The organism is Bacillus sp. BS3(2021), from assembly GCF_021043345.1.
GTDB classification, from domain to species: Bacteria; Bacillota; Bacilli; order Bacillales; family Bacillaceae; genus Bacillus; species Bacillus paralicheniformis.
The window spans coordinates 219,550-240,968 of sequence record NZ_JAJNDM010000002.1; the positions used below are offsets into that span (position 1 = coordinate 219,550).

The following is a 21,419-nucleotide window of genomic DNA, read 5'->3' on the forward strand; positions in this document are numbered from 1 at the left end:
CTCCTTTTTTCATAACATCTGCTGTTTTTTCCCTGCAAACTGCTGAACCGCAATGACAGCAAAGAGCCAGCCTACAAGAACGGACCAAGCGCTCGGTTCGCCCATTGGCTCTGTCGAATAGAACTGGCAGATGATGCTTCCTCGAAAGAAACAAAAGGGTCCAGGACCCTTATCAGACTCTGAATTTCTCCCCTCCACAATGGAAAATGTATCTCTACAGCTATCATACATCATTTTCATCAATTGGAATATAATCATAATTATGTAAATTGAAGAGCCGCATTCCGAAATCCGCATTTATCCGTTCTGAAGAATGTGATACAATGACAATCGATTGTTTTTTTGAAAAGAGGGGAATCCATTGAAGCGGGAACTTGTTTTGCGCTGGCTTTTTTATTTTGTCGGATTGATTGTTTTGTCTTTTGGGGTTTCTCTTACGATTGAAGGGAAAGTGCTCGGCATCGGTCCTTGGGATGCATTTCACTACGGGTTGTATATGCTTTTGGGCCTTACAGTCGGCCAATGGGCGATTATTGTCGGGGCGGTTATCGTAGGTTTAACGTCCTTATTTACAAAAGCATGGCCGAAAATCGGCGCCGTGCTTAATATGCTGTTAATCGGTATTTTTATAGATTTCTTTACTTATATTCTTCCAGACCCGGAAACGTATATTTCAAGCACTGTCGTATTCGTGATCGGCGTCATTTTTATCGGTTACGGAGTCGGCATTTATGTGTCGGCAGATCTTGGTGCGGGTCCGCGCGACTCCCTGATGCTTTTGATTTCCGAGAAAACGGGCTGGAACGTTCAGTGGGTCCGCAACGGAATGGAGCTGACGATTTTACTGATCGGCTGGCTGCTCGGCGGGCCGATCGGCATCGGCACTGTTTTAACCGCCATTTTAACAGGCCTGATTTTGCGGTTTTCTTTGCCTCAGTCCAAACAGCTTTTAAAAACAGCTATGACAGGAAGGCGCATCAGAGCTGCCAAGCCTGTACATATGTCGCTGAAAAAAAACGGATGAGCGTTTCATCCGTTTTTCTCGTTCAGATTATTTCTGTTTTACCACCGGTATCCAAATTTCGGTGATATGGTCTTGCGCCATAATATCCCCGTCCTCAGGATAGGCTTCAAATTGCGGCGCGTTCGCCAGTTCATAGCCCGTCGCCGGAAACCATTCTGAGAAGATTCTTTCCCATGTGGCTTGAACAGCCGGATTGACGGGACCGATGGCCTCAAATACGGCCCAAGTTGCGGCGGGAATCGATTTTCCGACACAGCCGGCAGGCGTATCGGCGGTTGTTTTTTCGACCCCGATGACATAATTGAACGTATCGGCTTGATCGTTAAAATCCATGCAGACGCCAAGGAAGCCGAGCGGGCCGATATCCGGCTTTAAAGAATCGGTAAAGCCGTTGTGATTTAATTCGTTCCAAAAAGCCGGAATGTCCTTTTTGTTTTGATCATCCTTCACCGTAACCTCCAACGCTTTGCCGATCACCTGAAACGGTTCTTTTTCAACAATCTTGTAATTCATATCCTCCACTCCCTTTATTTGAATATGAAAGGATAGACGCGGAAATGCCCTGAGCGTCCTGCCTTTTTCACGGGCCTGTGAAGGGCTGATACCGTGAAGGCGGCTGAATGCCTTTGAAAATGATTCCGGTGTGTTGTAGCCGTATTTAAAAGCAGCATCAACCACTTTTATATGTGAAGCAGCCAGCTCCTGCGCGGCGACTGTCAGCCTTCTTTTCCGAATGTAATCGGCAAGGGTAACACCCGTCAGCATGTAGAACATCCGCTGATAATGAAATTTCGAACAGTATGCGATTTGGGCGATTTCTTCGTGTTTCAGCGGCTGATCCAAATGCTTTTCAATATAATCGATGCTTTCAGCCAAACGATTCAGAATGTCCATTGTTTCCGCTCCTCTCATTTACAACGATACTTCATGCCAATCAGAAATTCCGGTCATTCCGTGCGTTGTTGTGACAGGAGCCGAACAGCCATTTGACGGCTTCCGGAAAACGCTTCGCAAACCTCTCAAGCCGATGTGAGCCTCCTTCATCAATGACAAACTTCAGTTCTTTTTCGAAGGCGGCGCTTTCGGTTAACAGGCTGAAGGCTTCCTTCGTCCTCGGTATCATCTCCTTCTGCAGATTATCCCTGTCTGCTCCTTCCATGCTTCCAACATCCATATAAATGCGCAGATGCTCATTTTCAAAGCGGTTATTCTTCATAAACTCGGTCATTCCTTCAAACCAGAAAGACCCTGACAAAGATCCGATTTTCCCAAATGTCTTAGATGCTAAATACGCCGTGTAAACCGAGATCAATCCGCCGAACGACTTTCCGATGATTCCTGTATGTTCACGGCTTGGATTTGTTCGGTAGCGCCCGTCGATATAGAGCTTGAGCCGATTGGCCAAAAAAGCGGCATATTCGTTGCCCTTCCCGCCGTACGCCCGTTTATTCGGCAGCAAATGCGGTTTGGGAAAAGGCGTGTATTCGCTTTCCCTGTCTTTCGGAGCCACTCCGACCAGCAGCAATTCCGGCACTTCCTGATTCGAAAACAGCTTTTCGATTGAGGGCAAACTGCCGCTGTGTGCCGGATCGAACAAATCGCCCAGATCGTGTACGTATAGGACGGGATAGCGGTTATTACTGCTTCCGTATGAAGGAGGAAGATAGATCAAAAGCTCCCTCCCGAAGTATGTATCTTTTATCAATGTTCCGTCTATCATGTTCATCACTCCATTCTGCACAGGTATCATGCCTATCTTTCCTGCTGCCTGTTTGCTAAAATGGAAGCAGAAAAAATATCATGTGAAGAGGTTGCATTTGATGAAGATTTACGCCGTTTATATGGATCAGCTGCCGGAAGCCGGCCAATTTAACCGAATGATGGCCATGGTGTCTGAAGAAAAGCGCAAAAAAGTGGGCAGATACAGATATCCCGAAGATGCCAGCAGGACGCTGATCGGGGAAGTGCTGGCGAGGCACATCATCAGTGAAACGTTTCATTTACCGAACGATCAGATCCGTTTTACGGAAGGAAGGTACGGCAAACCGGCTGCTGAAGGTCTGAACGACTTTCATTTCAACATTTCCCACTCCGGAAACTGGATCGTGTGCGGAGCTGGCACCAAGCCGATCGGAGTTGATGTCGAAAAAATCAAGCCGATCAATTTCGACATTGCCGAGCGGTTTTTTTCTCCTTCAGAGCACCATGATCTCATGGAAAAGGACGACTCAGAGCGCCTGTCGTATTTCTATCATTTGTGGACGATGAAAGAAAGCTTTATCAAACAGGCGGGAAAAGGCCTGTCTCTGCCGCTTGATTCCTTCTCCGTCAAACTGAACGAACAAGGACGCGCTTCGGTGGAAACTCCCCCAGGCTATCCGCCTTGCTATATCCAAGCCTATGAAATTGACCCAGGCTATAAAATGGCGGTGTGTTCCGCCGCACCTGAATTTCCAGACCGCATTGTGATGAAAAGCTGCGCTGAACTGTCAACGCTTTAAAAAGTTCCGCTCTAAAAATAAGCGGTTTCCACCGCTTGCCGCAAGCGGTCGATGCCGCGGCGGATGTCGTCTTCCTTTACATTGGACGTATTGATTTTTAATAGATTTCTTTTTGGAAAGGCCGACATATAATGAGCGTTTACCGGTTCGAGCAGGACGTTCCGTTTTTGTAAGCTTTTGATCAGACGGGACGCCGGGATCGTCCGGTCCAATTCGATGTGGGTGTGGATGGCCGGATGGCCGTGTGGATGGAATTCAAGCACATCCCCCAGTGACGCGGCACATTCTTTTAGCAGATCATGCAGAAGGCATGATCTTTTTTGATAGGAAGAACGGATCTTTTGCTTATGCTTTTCAAACATCCCGCTCTTCAAATAGATCTCCAAAGCGGCCTGAGACAGCATGGAACTGTCAATGTCGAGCAGCTGTTTGTACCGGTTGAACACATCTGTCAGAGAATCGGGCAGCACAGCGGCTCCGACCCGCAGACCCGGAAAAATAATCTTGGAGAAACTTTTCAAATAAATGACGTGTGAAGAAACGTCATAATAATGTAACGGGTCCGCCTTTTTATGATTCTCCAAATCTCCTAAAAAATCATCCTCGGCGATATAGACGTCATACTTTTCCGCCAGCTTGACGATGGCCATTTTTTCCCGTTCCGTATAGGAAGTCCCGAGCGGATTGTGGAATCTCGGCATCGTATAAAAGAATTTGATGTCTTCGGTTTGGAAAATTTGCTCCAGCTCGTCCATATCGATGCCCTCAGCGGTTCTCTCGATGCCGATTGCGGGTATGCCGTGAACTTCAAGGTATTGAATCAGTAAATGATAGCTCGGCTGTTCGATCAGAATTTTCCGCTTCCGGTTGGGAAAAGGCATTGAAGCGAGCAGAGCGAGGGCCTGCTGCACGCCTGATGTAATAAAAATGTGTTCCTCTTTCGCAAACACCTGGCCGTTGGCAAGCTCTTTTTGTATGGCCTCGATTAATGACGGAAGACCTTTCGGCGTCCCATAGATAAACAGATCGTTTTTGTATGTGTCAATGGCTTTATTGATGCAATGCTGAAAATCGATGTATGGAAAGACATCAGGATCAGGAGCAGATGCTGAGAAATCGATCACAGCCTTTCCCGGATTTGGTCGCTGATTCGTTTTTTTCACGACGTAATAGCCGCTTTTCGGCACTGAGTAGATGAGGTGCTGTCTCTCCAGCTCGCTAAACGCCCTGATGACCGTGCTTTTGCTTACTTTGAAGCGTACGGACAGCTCGCGGATGGACGGCAGCCTGTCCCCTTCCTGAAAGGATTTGTCTTCGATCATATCCTCCAATTCGTTCATCAGCGCTACATATTTGTGCATGTTCGTCTCCTTCGCCAATCTGTAACGGTACAGATTCCGTTTTTTTGTATTGTATCAGATTTCGCTTCCGTATAAGATGACAGAAGCCGGTAAAATATCTGTATTGCATGCATACTTTAACGGAGATGATCGACTTTGAACAAATCTGCTTATGCGGCAGCTTTGCTCTATGCTTTTATCATTGGGTTTTCTTTTTTCTTTGTCAAATTGGCTCTCACTGCAGCGAATCCGGTCGATATTCTGGCCCATCGCTTTACGGTCGCTTTTTTGGCCGCGCTTTTTCCCCTTCTGCTTGGATGGGTAAAGATTGGCATCAGCATGAAAGATGCGCTGAAGGTACTGCCTTTAGCTTTATTTTATCCTGTCATGTTTTTTGCTTTTCAAGTGTTTGGGCTCGTCTACACGTCTTCGTCTGAAGCCGGCATCATTCAAGCGGCGATCCCGATCTTTACGATGATATTCGCCGCTTATTTTTTAAATGAACGGTTTACGAAGCGGCAATTCTTTTTCACCGTCTTGTCAGCGGCGGGGGTGGCCTGCATCTTTATGATGAAAAGCGCAGGCACCGGAAGCTCCGATTTGAGAGGGGCGGCGCTGATTTTGCTTTCGGCGCTTTCATCGGCGGGCTACAGTGTGCTCGCGAGAAAGATGACACGCACCTTCAATTCGCTTGAATTAACATATGTGACCACTGGTGCGGGATTTCTCTTTTTCAACGGCATCGCCGGGATCAGTCACATGGCAGACGGCACGCTGAGCGGATTTTTTGCTCCCTTCACTGATCCGGTGTTTATTCTTTCGGTTTTGTATTTGGGCGTGTTGTCATCGTTTGCGACATCATTTTTATCTAATTATGCTCTCTCAAAAATAGAAGCTGCGAAAATCAGCATGTTTAATCATCTGGCGACACTGGTGACGATTTTGGCTGGGATCATATGGCTGGGAGAATCACTTGAATGGTTTCACTTCGCAGGAACGGGGATGATTATTGCCGGACTGATCGGAGCGACGATGGTCAGGCCGGAAAGTCGGCTGAAAAAAGGCTAAAAAACGGAAAATCGGCTGTTTCAACACACCGATTTTCCGTTTTTCTTTATATAGCCGGGCCGGCCTCCTTGCGGCTGGCCGCGGCAATCGTTTTGATCTTCGCGGCTACTTGTTCCGTTTTTGCTAAAAGATACATATGGCCGCCTTTGAAATAGTGGAAATCGATCGTACGCGCCCACTTTTTCCAGCCATGCGCATCCTTCATGCATTTCTCATCGCGATCTCCGTTCAGGATATGAACAGGCGACATGAGCGGCGTATGATCCGTATGGCAGAACGTCTCAAGCGCTCTGTAGTCCGCTCTGAATGACGGCAGGAAAAAGTTCATGACTTCCCTGTTATCTTTCAGTTGTTGGGGTATTCCGCCAAGCTGGATGAGATGGTCGAGAAATGCGTCATCATTTTTGTGAGACACTTTTTGCCGCTGAATATGAGGCGGCTGAATCGCTGAAATCACCGCAGCTGCCGGAAAGATGCCTTCTTGTTCAAGCTTTTGCGTCAACCTGTAAACAACCATCCCGCCCATGCTGTGGCCGAACAGTACGAATGGAGCGGAGAGCCTCGGCTTGAGCGCCGCTATATACAGATCGACGAGTTCTTCCAAATTGTCGACAAACGCCATTCGATTTGTTCCGTGTCCAGGCGGTTCGATGGCCAGTACTTCAAAATCTGCTTTTAAATGTTCATAAAGCGGTCTGAATGATGCCGAATATCCCCCGGCAAACGGGAAACAGATCAACTGCGTGCCGCTTGCCGGCGCTCCAAACTGCTTAATGATCTCGTTCATTTATCATGCCCCCCCCCCCCGATTACAGCGGCACGTTCGCCCAAAATCTGTCTGATCAAATCTGCATTGGTTTTGACAAAGACGTCCGCGAGCATTTCATCATGTCTTCCAACACCTTGATATTCATCATAAGAAGACTCCGTTCCTTCTTTCCACGTCGAAAGCCATTCCGGGAGCGGTTTCGCGTGCTCTGATTTGATCAAGTGAATCTCGCAGCTGACCGTTCCTTGATGGACAAGATTAACAAAGTAAGAATAATAGGCTGCCATCTTTTTGGCGATGCCATCGGCAACCGTCTTGATTTTCATATATTCATTGTCCTTGTTGGCTTCCATCAGAGCAGCTGTATCAGCTTCAATTGACCGCCCTTCTAAATCGCTGACACCGTTCTTCATATATGAATCGATCATCAGCAGCTTTTCGACTTTCCGCCCGTTCTTTTCGAGTGTTTGCGCCACTTCAAAGGCGAGTCCGCAGCCGGCCGAATAGCCGATTAATGTCAGCGGCCCTTCAGGCTGAAGGCCGGAGATGGCTTCTGCGTAGCGCACGGCGCGGTCATCGCTTTCTATAAAGTCAAACGCATGAATCTTGTATTCCGGCATTTGTTCGGCCAGTTTGCCGTACACGATGCCATAGCCGAGGACAGGCGGGAATGCGAACAAATGGCGGGTGCTTTCCTGATTGAAGACGGTTTTTTTCACGTCATCCGTATGTCCGCCCTGGTCGATATAAGCCGCGAGGCCCTCGATTGTGGGCATTTCAAACAACACATTCACCGGAACATCGATAGCGAGATCTTTCAGCATCCGGGAGGTGACAGCCATAGCTTTCAATGAATGTCCCCCGATTTCAAAAAAGTTCTCGTCTATTCCGATCTGCTGTCTACCGAGAACCTCAGACCAAATGATCGCAAGCTTTTCTTCCGTCATATTGCGAGGTGCACGGTGCTCTGTTGGATTCGGCCGGCCATCTGCTTCAGGAAGAAGGCGGCGGTTGACTTTTCCGTTTGCGGTGAGCGGCAGCTCTTCAAGCATGATATATGCATCCGGCACCATGTAAGCCGGGAGATTCCGAGCCAGTTGGCGGCGAACCTCCTCGTTCGAAACCACAGCTCCCCGCACCGGGACGACATAGGCGGTGAGCGCCGCATCCCCATTCCCGCTTTTCTTGGCGATTACAACGGCTTCCTTTACGCCTTGACAGCGCATCAGCTCCTCTTCGATTTCACCGAGCTCAATTCGGTGGCCGCGGATTTTCACTTGATCATCGATCCGGCCGATGAAGTCGATATTGCCGTCCGGCAGCCAGCGGGCCAGATCCCCTGTCCTGTACATCGTTTCACCGCTGTTGAACGGATGCGGCGCGAATTTTTCCGCAGTCAGTTCCGGCCTGTTTAAATAGCCGCGCGATACCCCTGTACCGCTCAGACACAATTCACCTACCGCTCCAATCGGTTGAAGCCGGTTATTTTCCGTCAGAATGTATGCATTGGTTTCGTTTATCGGCTTGCCGATCGGAATGGAAACCGCGCTGTCCTCAATGCGGTTGACCGGATAGAACGTCGCGAAGACGGTCGTTTCCGTCGGCCCGTATACATGAATGATCCTGTCCGGTCCCATGGCGGCAAATGCTTTCTTGACATGGCTGACAGATGAGCGCTCTCCGCCGAACAGAACTTTGCGAATCCCTTTCATCCACTCTGTTCCCGCATCGACCAGGAGGTTGAACAGCGCCGTTGTCACAAACATGACCGTGATGTTTTCCTTCTGAATCGTTTCTGTCAGCTTGCCGATATGGAGAATCGTCGCCTGATCGGCCACTACCAGCTTTGCTCCGTTTAAAAGCGCGCCGTACACATCAAATGTGAAGCCGTCAAACGCATAGTTTGAAAGGGACAGCAAGGTGTCTTTCTCGGAAAGGCTGATGTAGTTTGTCTCTTTTACAACTCTTGTAATATTGGCATGGGTCGTCAGATTGCCTTTCGGTTTTCCCGTTGTGCCTGACGTATACATGATATAAGCAAGGTCGTCCGGTTCGGCGGCAATTTCAAGGTTTCGCCCGCTTTCTGCAGACACCGCCGGATCGTCGATCAAGATCGTATTCTGATGAAAAGAAAGCGACGCCGCCTGTCCGGCAAGCTCTTCTTGTGTCAACATGCAAACAGCCCCGCTGTCCTCCAGCATATACTGAATCCGCGCTTCAGGATATTCCGGGTCAATCGGCAGATAGGCGCCCCCTGCTTTTAAGACGGCGAGTATTGCGATGACCATTTCCGGCGAACGGCGGAACAAAAGAGCGACAGGTTCGCCGCGGCCGACGTTCTTTTTGCGCAAAAGATGCGCGACCTTGTTCGCCTGTTCGTTCAATTCCCGATATGTCAGCGTCCGCCCGGCCGCTGATACCGCGGGTTGTTCCGGGAGCGCTTCAGCACATTGCTCAAACCGTTGCGGGATCGTCAGCCCAGTTTGCTTCCGTTGGACTCGACCGTTAAATTCATGGAGAAGGCGCTCTTTTTCCTTTTTGGATACGACACAAATGTCGTCAAGCGGCTGCTCCGGATTTCTGATGATCTCGCGAATAGCTGTCAATAGCTGTTCTTTTAGCTGCAAGATGAAAGATGGTTCGAAGACATTCCTGTTGTATGCGAGTTTCAGCAGCATTTCTTCACCCGGTGAAGCAAGCAAATTCAGATCATAATTCGATTTTTCGAAAACGGTGATATCATCCATTGTGAAGCCGAGATTTTTTTCTTCGTGCTGTTTGTTGGCTTCTTGCAGCGGATAATTTTCAAAAACGATAATGTGGTCGATCAAGTTCGGCGCTGCTATATGACTTTGGATATCATAGAGCGGCATATATTGATGCGGCTCAGCTTCAAGCGCCTGCTTCTGCAATTCAGCGACCAGCTCTGTAAAGGTCGTTTGCGCGCCAAAGGTTACCCGTTTCGGGACGACATTGATAAACAAACCGACCATGTGCTCGACACCTTGAATGTCAGCGGGGCGGCCTGACACAACTGTACCGAAGATCAGATCGCGGGATCGCTGATAGCGGCTGAGCAGCACCGACCACACCGCCTGAAGAGCCGTGCTCAACGTGGTATGATGCGCTTTTGCAAGCTGTGTGAACACTTCTGTATCTTCTTTTGGAAGTGTAAACAGCAGTTCTCCCGGCTGATTGCCGGCTTGCTCCGGTTTTTTCCGCTGTTCGCTGAATGTCGTCTGCCCTTCGAATCCGGCTAAATGATGTTCCCAGTAAGCCAGCGATCTTTGTTTGTCCTGACTTTCGAGCCATTTAATATAGTCTTTATAAGGTTTGACGGGCCCGAGGCTGTATAGCCTGTTTTCGCGGAGCGCGTTGTACACTTCAAACAGTTCCTGTACGACGATCCCGAAGCACCATCCGTCCAGAAGAATATGATGATAGCTCCACACCCATTCGTAACGGTCCTGTCCCTTTTTAAAAACCGCGGTTCTCATCGGAATGTCTTTTGAGAGGTTAAACCCTTTTTCTTTATCTTTTCGTTTATAATCTTCGATTCTCTCATTTTGTTCTGCTTCAGAAAGTCCTGATAGATCAATTTCTTCTGCCTGAAACGACCTTTCCTTTAAAACGACTTGAACCGGACGTTTCATTTTTTCATGAACGAAAACGGTTCGGAATATATCATACCTGCCGATGATGACATTCATGCTTTTTTCCAATATATCTTTTTGAAAAGAGCCTTTCACCTGCATGCTGATTTGTTCAATATAAAAGCCTTGTCCCGGATGCAGCAGCGTATGAAAAAGCATCCCTTCCTGCATCGGCGACAAATAGTATATGTCCTGGACATGTTCTTTTTTGAACTGGCTCAAAATCGTATCCCCCTTTCATAGGCTCGCCCGCTTAACAAGCGGGCAAGTCCTCGGTGTTTATTTCAAGTTTTCTTCAAGAACGTCAAACAGGTCGCCCATTTCTTCCATCTCAAGATCGCCGGCAGAAAAATCACTCGGTGTAAATTCGCGCTCCTCTTTAGCTGTACAATGGTCGATCAATGCCGTTAGGGAAGCTTTGAATCTGTCCATCAGCCCTTGTACGGTCTGTCTGTCATATTCCTCTGTATTGAATGAACATGACAAGATGAATTTTTCCTTGCTGATGATACCGCTGAAGCTCAGCGCATAGAGCGCTTCAGACCTTTCAGAAACCTGTCTGCCCATATCATAAGAAGAAGGTCCGAAGAAATCGGTCTGCACCTCCCTGTCGATCTGCCCCAGGTAGTTAAAGCTGATATCAGGCTTGATCGAGAAATCGGCACCGGCTTTTTTCCGGTCTGTTAAGTAGCGAAGGATGCCGTAGCCGATTCCTTTGTCAGGAATGCGCCGAAGGGTTTCTTTGACGTTTTTAATGGTCTCAGGCAATCCTGCCGCTGCTTCGCTTTTTAAAATAACCGGATATTGCGCGGTAAACCATCCCGCCGTTCTCGAAATATTCATCCCCAGAATGATTTCCTCCCTGCCGTGCCCTTCCATATTGATGCAAATATTGGAGCCGTTCGTCCATTCTCTGATTGTCAGGCTGAGGGCGGAAAGCAGGATGTCGTTGATATCCGTTCCATACGGCTCATGCACTTTCGTCAGCAGCAGACGCGTCTCCGCTTCGCTTAATTCAAACGTAACAGCAGAAGTGTTTTCCGCTTTTCTTTCTGCGGCAGCCCGATCTTTCGGCAGCTCGCAAATGCGCTCTTGTTCAAGTCTGCGCCAATAATCGGCCGTTTTAAGAAAGCGTTCGCTTTGTGCATATGCCTCAAGCTCTTTTGCCCAGTCTTTAAACGAATTGGTTTTGTCGGGGAAGACAATGTCATGCTGCTGTGCGGCTTGCGAATAGCCTGATGCAAAGTCTTCCAGCAGAATCCGCCATGACACGCCGTCGATCACCAAATGGTGAATGACGATCAGCAAATGGTCGCCTTCCGCAGTCTGATACTGTTCTGCCTTTACAAGCGGCCCGTTTTCGAGATCAAGGCTTGCCTGAAGACGGTTTGCCTGGGCGGCGATTTCCGTTTCAATGTCAGTGACATATCGAAGGTCAACCACTCGAAAGGCGAACGAACGGTCGCCCGGCCCGCGGTTATACTGAATGAGGCGGCCGTTTTTCTTTTGATACACCATGCGCAAGGCATCATGATGCTCTGTCAATGTCGCCAATGTCTGTTCAACGAGCTCCGGGTCAAACCCTGAAGGCGCGTGAAGCATAACCGACTGATTCCAGTGATGCTCGTTCGTAAATTTGCGTTCAAAGAACCAGCGCTGAATCGGCGTCAATGTGACTTCCCCTTCGACAGGTCCTTGATTGATCGGTTTAGCATCGGCCCATTCAATATACGAACTGATCTCTCCGATCGTCGGGTGCTGAAACAAGTCCTTCATCTCCAGCTTCCATCCGTGCTGCTGAAGCCGGCTTGCCATTTGAATTCCTTTGATCGAGTCCCCGCCGAGCGCGAAGAAATTGTCTGTGATCCCGATTCGGTCTATACCGAGAACCTCCTGCCAAATGTCCGCCAACAGCTGTTCCGTTTCTGTAAGCGGCGCTTTGTATTCGGCTGTCTGCGCTTCGACGTCAGGCTGAGGCAGCGCCCTTCGGTCGACTTTTCCGTTCGCCGTAACCGGAAGCTCTTTAAGCTGCACCCAGAATGACGGTACCATGTATTCCGGGAGCGTCTGCGCCAGCTTCCGGGCGAGGCTTTCTGTATCAAGCTGTTCATTCGCAACGACATAGCCGCACAGCGCTTTGTTGCCGCAGGCGTCTTCGATGTCGGTGACGACGGCTTCCTGCACTTCGGAGAGCCGCGCGAGCTGGACTTCGATTTCAGAAAGTTCGATCCGGAAGCCGCGGATTTTCACCTGCTGGTCGATTCGGCCGATGTACTCAAGCCGTCCGTCTTCCAGCCATTTGACCGCGTCCCCCGTCCGGTACATGCGCTCGCCCGGCACAAACGGGTCTTCCGTAAAACGCTTCGCCGTTTCCTCTGGCTTGTTCAGATAGCCGCGCGCAAGCCCGCGGCCGGCGATGCACAGCTCACCCGCGACACCAACGGGCTGGACTTCGTTGTTTTGTCCTAGCACATACGCCCGCGTATTGGCGATCGGCTTTCCGATTGAAAGCATTCCTTCATCAGGATCAATCGCCGCGCTCGTCGCGACGACCGTGTTTTCCGTCGGTCCATAGTTGTTGACGAGCGTGTAGGAGCGTTTTGCGATCCGTTTCAGCTTGTCTCCGCCCGTAAGCAGCACGCGCAGCGACTGGTTGTCCAGCTCCATGAACTGTTCGCACAACTGTGTCGGCAGGAACGTGATCGTTATTTTGTTCTCTTCAAAGTATTGATTTAAGCGCGTAATATCCATTCGGATCGCTTCATCAATGATGTGAAGCTCCGCTCCGGCGATCCAATACGGGAACATCTCCCAGACGGAAGCGTCAAAGCCGAAGCCGGCATATTTCGCGCTTTTGTCGTGTTCGGTGACCTTAAAGGCGTCATTATGCCAATAACACAAGTTTACGAGCGACCGGTGTTCGACCATGACGCCTTTCGGCTGGCCGGTCGTGCCCGATGTGTAGATCAAGTAGGCCAGGTTGTCAGACTGAGCTTGCGCGTTTGGATTCATGTCATCCTCTGGATAAAGCTCGCCGTCCAGAATGGAGCCTTCTCTATTCAAATCGATCACGTCTCCGGTAAATGTGTCTGGCACCGTTAATCCGCTTTGCGTCAAAAGCAGCTCTGCTCCGCTGTCTTTCAGCACGTATCCGATCCGCTCGGCCGGATAGCTAGGATCGATCGGCACATAGGCCGCTCCCGCTTTCAAAATTCCGAGCACGCCAGCGGCCATTTCAAGCGAAGGCTTGACCATGATCCCGATCCGCTGTTCAGGGCGGGCCCCTTTTTCGATCAGCAGCCGAGCCAGGCGGTTCGCCCGCGCGTTCAGCTCTTTGTATGTCCACTCCACGCCGTTGTACACCGCTGCCCCGCGGTCAGGCGTGCGGAGGACTTGCGCTTCGAACAGCTCATGGACCGTTTTGTCCTCCGGCACATCAAGCTTCGTCTCATTCCAATTTTGAACGATCCGCCGTTTTTCCGCTTCATCCAGAAGCGAAAGCTCTGAAAGGCGGGCATCCGGGTTTTCGGCAACCGCTTCGAGCAGGTTAAGCAAATATCCGCTCCAGCGTTCAATCGTTTGTTTCTGAAACAAATCTGTTGCATATTCGAACTGAAGGCCGATTTCATGATCTTTTTCAAAAGCCCCCAGTGTCAGGTCGAACTTGGCAGCAGCATGTGAAATCTCATACGGCTTGATTGTCAGACCGTCTAAATCGAGCGTCTCTTTATCAGGATCTTCCGTTGTCAGCATGACATTGAACAGCGGATTCCGGCTCATATCGCGCGGCAAATCAAGCTTGGCGATCAGCTCTTCAAACGGATAGTCCTGATGGTCGAGGGCTGCGAGGCTGTTGTTTTTGACCTCTTCCAAAAACTCGCTGAATGATGCTTGATCAGGTACATGGTTTTTCAGCGCCAACGAATTGACGAACATCCCCGGCATGTCTTTCAGATCAGCATTCGTTCTGCCCGCTGCCGCTGTACCGACGACAATATCCTTTTGGCCGGCAAGGCGGCTTAAAAACAGGTTAAAAACGGCGAGCATCACAATATTCAGCGTCGTGTTCGTTTCCGCCGTCAAACGGCGGATTTTAAGGGCGGCGTCTTTTGATGCTTTAAAGCGAACCCGGTCACCGGCAAAGCTTTGGACAGGAGGACGCGGAAAGTCGAGCGGAAGGCTGAGTTCCGGAACGCTTTCCTTAAACTGACGGAGCCAGAAATCTTCCTGTTTCCGAATGTTTTCTTGCTGGTCAGGTTCTTGCTGCCACACCGCATAATCCTTGTAGTGCAGCTTCGGCTCAGGGAGCGAAGCGCCTTTATAAAGCTGAGCGATTTCTTTGACGAAAAGGCTTCTGGAAACGCCGTCCGCAATAATATGATGTGTATCAATCAAAAGCAGATGGCGCGTAGAGCTGATGGAAAGCAGCTCGGCTCTGATCAGCGGAGCGGTGCTGAGATCAAACGGTCTAATAAAGCGGTTGATTTCCGCTTCTGCGTCCTCTTCACGAATATGAATAACCTTTAAGTCAATGTCCGCTTTTTCATGCACAATTTGAACGGTACGGCCATCGATTTCAATAAATGCGGTTCGCAATGATTCATGGCGGTTCACCAAGTCGGCGAACGCCCGTCTTAAACGATCCGTATCAAGCACGCCTTCCATCATGAGAACAGACGGCATGTTGTAGCCCGTTCCGTTCTTTTCAAAATGGTGGAGGGCATACATCCGTTGCTGAGCGGATGAAACCGGATACCAGTCGCGTTTTTCGGCAGGCTGAATCGCGCTTTGTTGTGACTGTCCTTCGGATGCTTCAATACTGCGGGCGAGCAAGCCGGCGGTCGGACAATCGAACAACGTTTTTAGCGGTACTTTTTTTCCGAGCCTGGATTGGATTTCCGCTGTCAGCATCATTCCTTTTAATGAATGTCCGCCAAGATCGAAGAAATTGTCGTCAAGTCCGACCTTCTGAACGCCAAGCACCTCTTCCCAAATGCCGCAGAGGGCTTTTTCAATTTCGGTTGACGGCGCTCTATACGAATCGCTTCGTCCGTTTAGACCTTGCGGCTCCGGGAGCGCGCGGCGGTCCACTTTTCCGTTTGCCGAAAGCGGCATTTTATCCACCGTTACGAAGTATGACGGGATCATGTACGACGGCAGCCGCTCGGAAAGACGCTCTCTCAGTTCGGAAACCGGCAGCTGTCGTTTCGCTTGAATATAAGCGCACAATTCGTCTAACCCCGAGTCAGTCGTAAAGGAAAGAACGATAGCCCGCTCTATATCATCAAGCCCGTTAAAGGCTTCTTCGATTTCTTTCAATTCGATTCTGTAGCCGCGGATTTTCACCTGATCATCCGTCCGCCCCAAAAATTCAATCTCTCCATTCGGAAGACGGCGGACGAGATCCCCTGTCCGGTACATGAATGTGCCCGGCGTGTAAGGATTTTCGACAAACTTCGCAGCCGTGAGTTCCCGGTTGTTCACATATCCTCTTGCAAGCCCGCTTCCCGTTATATACAGCTCGCCTGCTGCTCCGGCGGGAACAAGCCGGTGGGAGGCGTCCAATACCAGTGCTCCGGCGCCCGAAATCGGCCGTCCAATCGTCGGACGCTCGGCGAATTGTCCGATCATGTCCGGCTCGACCGGTTTAGCGATTGCTCCGATCGTCGTTTCCGTCGGACCGTAATGATTGATGAATCTGGTGTCCGGATAGCGGGAATGGAACCGCTCCACATCTTTCGGATTGATTTTTTCTCCCCCTAGTACAATCAGTCTCAATGACTGAAGCCCCTTTGTCAAAGCGAAGCTTTGCGGCTGAACGACCGTATGGAAAAGCGACGGCGTCAGCTTCATATATGTGATCCCTTGTTCACCGATATAATGAGTAAATGCCTCCGGTTCTGTATACGTTTCTTTCGGGACGATATGCAGCTCTCCTCCGGCAAGCAGCACCGGGAAAAAGCTCGTGTATCCGAGATCGAACGCATAGGAAGACAAAAGCATCGTTTTATCCGAAGCTGACAGGTGCGCCTCACTGATAAACCAGGAAACATAGTTTGCCAGATTCCGGTGTTCGAGCTGAACACCTTTCGGCCGGCCAGTCGTTCCGGATGTGTAGATGATGTACGCCAAACTCGCTCCGTCCGTAGTTGGATGCGGCCGTTTATTACTTGCCATCAGCGTGTCTTTTCTGACATCTATCAGTCTCCCGGTATACCAATCCGCAAGATCCACTTGATGGGAAGGTTCTGTTAAGAGCCAGCGGACTCCGCTGTCTTCCAGCATATATTGCACCCTGCTCGTCGGCATTTCCGGATCAATCGGCAAAAAAGCGCCTCCTGATTTCATTACACCGAGAATCGCTGCTGCGACCTCTGCAGAACGATTCAGCATAATGCCGACAACATCGTCTTTTCCGACGCCTTCACTGCGCAGCACATTTGCGATCTGATTTGCTTTTTCGTCGAGCACGCGGTATGTGAGGATCGTTTCCCCGCAGACAACGGCCGGCTGATCAGGCATTTCGTCCGCCTTTTCTTCAAACTGTACATGAAACGGCCGCTCCTCAAGGCGCTCCGCCTGGCTGCGCCTCGCTTCTTCGAGCAGAAGTGCGCGCTCTTTGACTGAAAGCAGTTCGATGTCCCTGAGCTTAATGCCGGGGTTTTCGCAGATTTTTTTAATCACATTTAAGAAGTGACCGCTCCAGCGCCTAATCGTTTCTTCTTTAAATAAGGATACGGCATAGTCAAAACTCAAACCGATTTCGCCATCATGCTCCACAGCCTCAAGCGACAGATCGAACTTCGCCGTGCGGTGGCGCACCGAGTAAGACGAAATCTGCAAATCTCCGAGTTTCAGCGTCGGGACCTCCATGTTCTGCATGTTGAAAAAGACGCTGAACAGCGGATTTCGGCTTGTATCCCGCGGCAATGGCAGTTTTTCAATCAGTTCTTCAAGCGGATAATCCTGCTTGGCAAAGCCTTGAAGACTTGTTTCTTTGACTTCCTGCAAAAACTGCTTAAACGTTTTTTCTCCTTCGGGACGATTGCGGAGCGCCAGCGTATTGACAAACATGCCCGGAATGTTGTGCAAATCCGGATGGGTTCTGCCTGCCACGGGCGATCCGACGATCAAATCATCCTGTGACGCATACTTGGAAAGCAGGATATTAAATGCAGCCAACAGGAACATATAAAGTGTCGCATCAGCTTCAGAAAGCAGCTTTTGAATGTCTGCCGTCAGTTTTTGATCGATTCCGAAGACGACACGGTCACCTTCAAAGCTGCGTTTTGACGGCCGTGGAAAATCGTACGGCAGATCGAGAACAGGCAGCTCGCCTTTAAAAACGTCAAGCCAATACTGTTCTTGTTCTTTCAATTTCTCCTGATGCTCCGGTCCGTTTTGCCACACAGCGAAATCTTTATAGTGGAGCTTAGGGGCAGGCGCCTCTTCTCCGTGGTAGAAGCCGGCCAGGTCGCGAATCAGTATGCCGGTGGAGCTTCCGTCCGTAATAATATGGTGCATATCGATCATCAGCAGATGGCGTTTTTCTTCAAGCTTCACGAGCTCCGCCCGGACGAGCGGCGCCTTATTCAGCTCAAACGGCTGGATAAATTCTCTGATCGCCGCTTCGGCTTCCGCTTCTTCCGCCACTGATTCCGTCAGGTGAAAAACCGCGTCTTGATGGATGCTTTGAACGATTTCTCCATCGATTAATTCGAACGATGTCCGCAATGTTTCATGGCGGCCGATCAAGGCCCGAAACGCGGCTTCCAAACGCTCCTTATCTAATTCGCCTTCCAAAAGCAGAACCGCCGGCACATTGTAGCTCGTGCTTGCTTCTTCGAGCTGATTGAGGATGTACATGCGCCGTTGGGCGGACGAAACCGGGTAATTCGGACGGGATGGTGCCGGCGTAATCGAAGCGGTTTCCTCTTTTGTTTCTCCTTGAAGAAATTCGGCCAGCTCTCTGATCGTCGGTTTTTCAAATAATACTTTGATCGGCACCTCTTTTTGGAGCTGCTCTTGTATTTTGGCAGTCAGCATCATCGCCTTCAGCGAGTGTCCGCCGATGGAAAAAAAGTTGTCATCGATTCCCGGCTGCTTGATGCCGAGAATCTCTTCCCAGATTGCCGCCAGAATTTCTTCCGTTTCATTTTTGGGCGCTTCGAATCTAGCAGTCTCTTCAGCGATAGCAGCCGGAAGCTGACGTTTGTCAACCTTTCCGTTGGCTGTCAGCGGCATGCTGTCGAGTTCGATCAAATGGGCCGGAATCATATACTCCGGAAGCGACCGGGACAGCTCTGTCCGTAGCTGCGCGGCCGGCCTCGTGCCAACGGCAGTGTAATAGGCGCAAATCTCATTTTCTCCGGCGTTGTTTTCCCGAATGACAGCGGCCGCTTCTGAAATCCCCTCAAGGCGGGCTAAAGCCGCTTCAACCTCGCCTAATTCGATCCGGAAGCCGCGAACCTTCACTTGATGATCAATCCGGCCGAGGAATTCGATATTCCCGTCGGGAAGCCATTTTGCCAAGTCGCCCGTACGGTACATCCGCTTCCCTTCGGCAAAAGGATCGCCGACAAACTTTTCATCTGTCAACTCAGGCTGATTCAAGTAGCCGCGCGCCACCCCGTCTCCGCCGACACACAGTTCACCGGGCACGCCGATCGGCTGAAGCGAGCCGTGTTCATCAACGATATAGGCGGTTGAATTTCCGATCGGCTTTCCAATCGGGATCGTCCTCCCATATGCTTGATCGATCAAAAAACAGGTCGAAAATGTCGTATTTTCGGTAGGCCCGTATCCGTTCCAAAGCGACAGTTCCGGTGATTCGCGTTTGACTCTGTTGACGATTCCCGGAACAAGGGCATCTCCGCCGATAATCAGATCGTTCAAGGTTGCAAACATTCCCGGATCCTGCTGAGCAAGCTGATTGAAAAGAGGCGAAGTCAGCCACATTGTTGTGATTCCGGTTTCCTTCAGAAACATGTTGAACCTTTTTCCATCAAGGAGCGTCTCTTTCGGGACGGGATAAAGGGTTCCTCCGTTTAGCAGTGCGCCGAATACTTCAAATGTACTGGCATCAAAGCTGACAGCCCCTGTCTGCGCCATCTTCACGCCGCTCTTCAGCGGGATGTAGCCCGCATTTTTGACAAGGCGGACGATATTGCGGTGTTCGACCATAACGCCCTTCGGCCTGCCCGTCGATCCGGATGTATAAATGTAATAGGCAAGATCTTCGGGCTTGTTGACATGTTCAAGGTTGGCGGCATCTTCTTTTTCTTCATCCATCGCATTTACGGCGAGCACCTCATACCCTTCCAGCGAAATCTGCGTACTGTCTTTTGTAAGGACGATCTTTGACCCGCTGTCTTCGAGCAAAAAGCGAATCCGCTCTTCAGGATATCCGGGATCGATCGGCACGTACACGCCGCCTGCTTTCAGCACCGCCAGCATGCTGACGGCTGCTTCAAGCGACCGCTCCATCATAATGGCGGCGGCATTTCCGTGCATCAAGCCTTTAGCTTTCAGTCTTCTCGCGAGCTGATTGGCTTTCTCATTCAGCCTGCGGTAAGTCAGGCTTCTTCCGTCAGCGGCAACAGCCGTTTTGTCAGGAGACGCTTTAACCTGTTCTTCAAACAGCTCCGGGATCGTCTTTTCTCTTGGATAATCGGATTTTGTTTGATTAAAAGCGAGCAGCGTTTGTTGCTCCTGTTTTGATAACATGGCGGCGCTGGCTGCTTTTGACTCGGGATTTGCAATCGCCTCTTCTGCAAGTCTCGTTAAATGCCCGGCGGCCTGCTCAATGAAAGCCGCATCAAAAGCCGCACCGTTGTATTTCAATTTGATCGTCCACTCAGCTCCCGGATAAACGATCAAATTAAAGTCGTAATTCGTTTGTTCAAAAGCTCCGGCAGCCTTGATGGAAAAGCCGAGCCTCTCATGAATCGTTCCGTTTTCAAGCTCCTTATCAAGCGGATAGTTCTCAAACGCGACAAGGTGGCTGATCAAGCGGCCGTCCAATGCCGATTGCTTTTGAATCTCATAGAGCGGTAGATAGTCGTACCGCTCCGCGTCAATCGCATGCTGCTGTGCTTGTTTGAATAGCTCGGCAAACGATACGTTTTGATCGACCTTTAAACGGACAGGGATCGTGTTGATGAACAGCCCTGCCATATGCTCGATTCCGTCAATTTCCGACGGGCGCCCGGACACAACCGTGCCGAACACCACATCATCGGTTCTGTTATATTTGGCAAGAACCGCTCCCCAAATCGCCTGAAAAAGGTTGGGAGCTGTGACATGATAGCGGTTTGCCGCCTGTTGAAGGGCATCCACCATATTCTTGTCCCAAACAAACGTAAACTCCTCGTTCCGGTACGATTCTGAATCCGGCCGCGGTTTGCCGCCGGGAATGACGCTCGGACTTTCTAAACCCGAAAGGCGGTGTTCCCAGTAGGATGCCGCTTCACCCTTATCCTGCCGGCCGAGCCATTTAATATAGTCCGCATACGGTTTTCCCTGATCAAGCGGAACCGTCCGGTTTGCTCGAAACGCTTCATAGTTTTGAAAAAGGCGTTTCATTAATATCCCCATGCTCCAGCCGTCCATCACGATATGATGGTTGCTCCAGACGAGAAGGTACTTATTCCGGTCAAGCCGAAAGACCGCCGTTTTAAACAGCATGTCTTTCGCCAAATTAAACCCGGCAGCCTGTACCTCTTGTTTATACCGGTCAATGCGGTTTGTTCGCCTTTCCTCATCCAAGTCCGCAAGATCCTCAAATTCCACTATTGCCTGCCGTTCAGCCAGGACAACCTGGCGCGGTTTTTGCAATTGCTGGTGAACAAAAACCGTTCTGAGAATATCGTATGAACGCACGAGCTGATTCACGCTTTTTTCAAAGATCCCCAAATCAAATTCCCCGTCTATGAATAGCTCCAACTGTGTGAAGTAAGAGGAAGATTCCGGATCAAGCATTGCGTGGTACAGCATCCCTTCCTGCATCGGTGTCAAAGGATACACCTTTTGAATCTTTTGTTTCCCCATAAGGCACCTCGTTTT

9 protein-coding genes are annotated in these 21,419 nt (G+C 50.0%); 3 read left to right on the forward strand and 6 right to left on the reverse strand.

Annotated features, from left to right (window positions below; genetic code table 11):
- Positions 1–361: 361 nt before the first annotated feature.
- Positions 362–1,024, forward strand: coding sequence for a YczE/YyaS/YitT family protein (locus LQ247_RS06425; RefSeq protein WP_020450114.1), 663 nt, complete (start codon positions 362–364; stop codon positions 1,022–1,024).
- 27 nt (positions 1,025–1,051) lie between these two features.
- Here LQ247_RS06425 and LQ247_RS06430 read toward each other — a convergent pair whose 3' ends face one another.
- Both LQ247_RS06430 and LQ247_RS06435 read right to left on the reverse strand, forming a co-directional pair.
- Positions 1,052–1,918, reverse strand: a complete 867-nt coding sequence (locus LQ247_RS06430) for an AraC family transcriptional regulator (RefSeq protein ID WP_059231297.1) — start codon at positions 1,916–1,918, stop codon at positions 1,052–1,054.
- 40 nt (positions 1,919–1,958) lie between these two features.
- Positions 1,959–2,774 carry an alpha/beta hydrolase gene (locus LQ247_RS06435; protein WP_425332683.1) on the reverse strand — a complete coding sequence of 272 codons (816 nt, stop codon included), beginning with the start codon at positions 2,772–2,774 and terminating at the stop codon, positions 1,959–1,961.
- Between the two features lie 70 nt (positions 2,775–2,844).
- On the opposite strand from LQ247_RS06435, the gene LQ247_RS06440 reads away from it, so the two are divergent.
- A complete protein-coding gene (locus LQ247_RS06440; protein WP_020450111.1) occupies positions 2,845–3,525 on the forward strand; it encodes a 4'-phosphopantetheinyl transferase family protein in 681 nt (226 codons plus the stop codon).
- Between the two features lie 11 nt (positions 3,526–3,536).
- Here LQ247_RS06440 and LQ247_RS06445 read toward each other — a convergent pair whose 3' ends face one another.
- The gene (locus tag LQ247_RS06445) at positions 3,537–4,886 is read right to left on the reverse strand and encodes an aminotransferase-like domain-containing protein (protein ID WP_020450110.1); all 1,350 of its coding nucleotides are present in this window, start codon (positions 4,884–4,886) and stop codon (positions 3,537–3,539) included.
- Positions 4,887–5,021: 135 nt separating this feature from the next.
- Here LQ247_RS06445 and LQ247_RS06450 point away from each other — a divergent pair, with 135 nt between their 5' ends.
- Positions 5,022–5,933 carry a DMT family transporter gene (locus LQ247_RS06450; protein WP_020450109.1) on the forward strand — a complete coding sequence of 304 codons (912 nt, stop codon included), beginning with the start codon at positions 5,022–5,024 and terminating at the stop codon, positions 5,931–5,933.
- 46 nt (positions 5,934–5,979) lie between these two features.
- Here LQ247_RS06450 and licTE read toward each other — a convergent pair whose 3' ends face one another.
- From licTE to licB, 3 genes are read right to left on the reverse strand one after another with little or no spacing between them, the layout of a single operon-like run.
- Complete coding sequence (gene licTE, locus LQ247_RS06455; protein WP_231005758.1) at positions 5,980–6,720, reverse strand: lichenysin biosynthesis thioesterase LicTE; 741 nt, start codon at positions 6,718–6,720, stop codon at positions 5,980–5,982.
- Complete coding sequence (gene licC / locus LQ247_RS06460; RefSeq protein ID WP_231005759.1) at positions 6,717–10,577, reverse strand: lichenysin non-ribosomal peptide synthetase LicC; 3,861 nt, start codon at positions 10,575–10,577, stop codon at positions 6,717–6,719. Before licC ends, licTE begins: the two co-directional genes overlap by 4 nt.
- A 57-nt stretch (positions 10,578–10,634) precedes the next feature.
- The gene (licB, locus tag LQ247_RS06465) at positions 10,635–21,404 is read right to left on the reverse strand and encodes a lichenysin non-ribosomal peptide synthetase LicB (RefSeq protein WP_231005761.1); all 10,770 of its coding nucleotides are present in this window, start codon (positions 21,402–21,404) and stop codon (positions 10,635–10,637) included.
- Positions 21,405–21,419 lie beyond the last annotated feature (15 nt).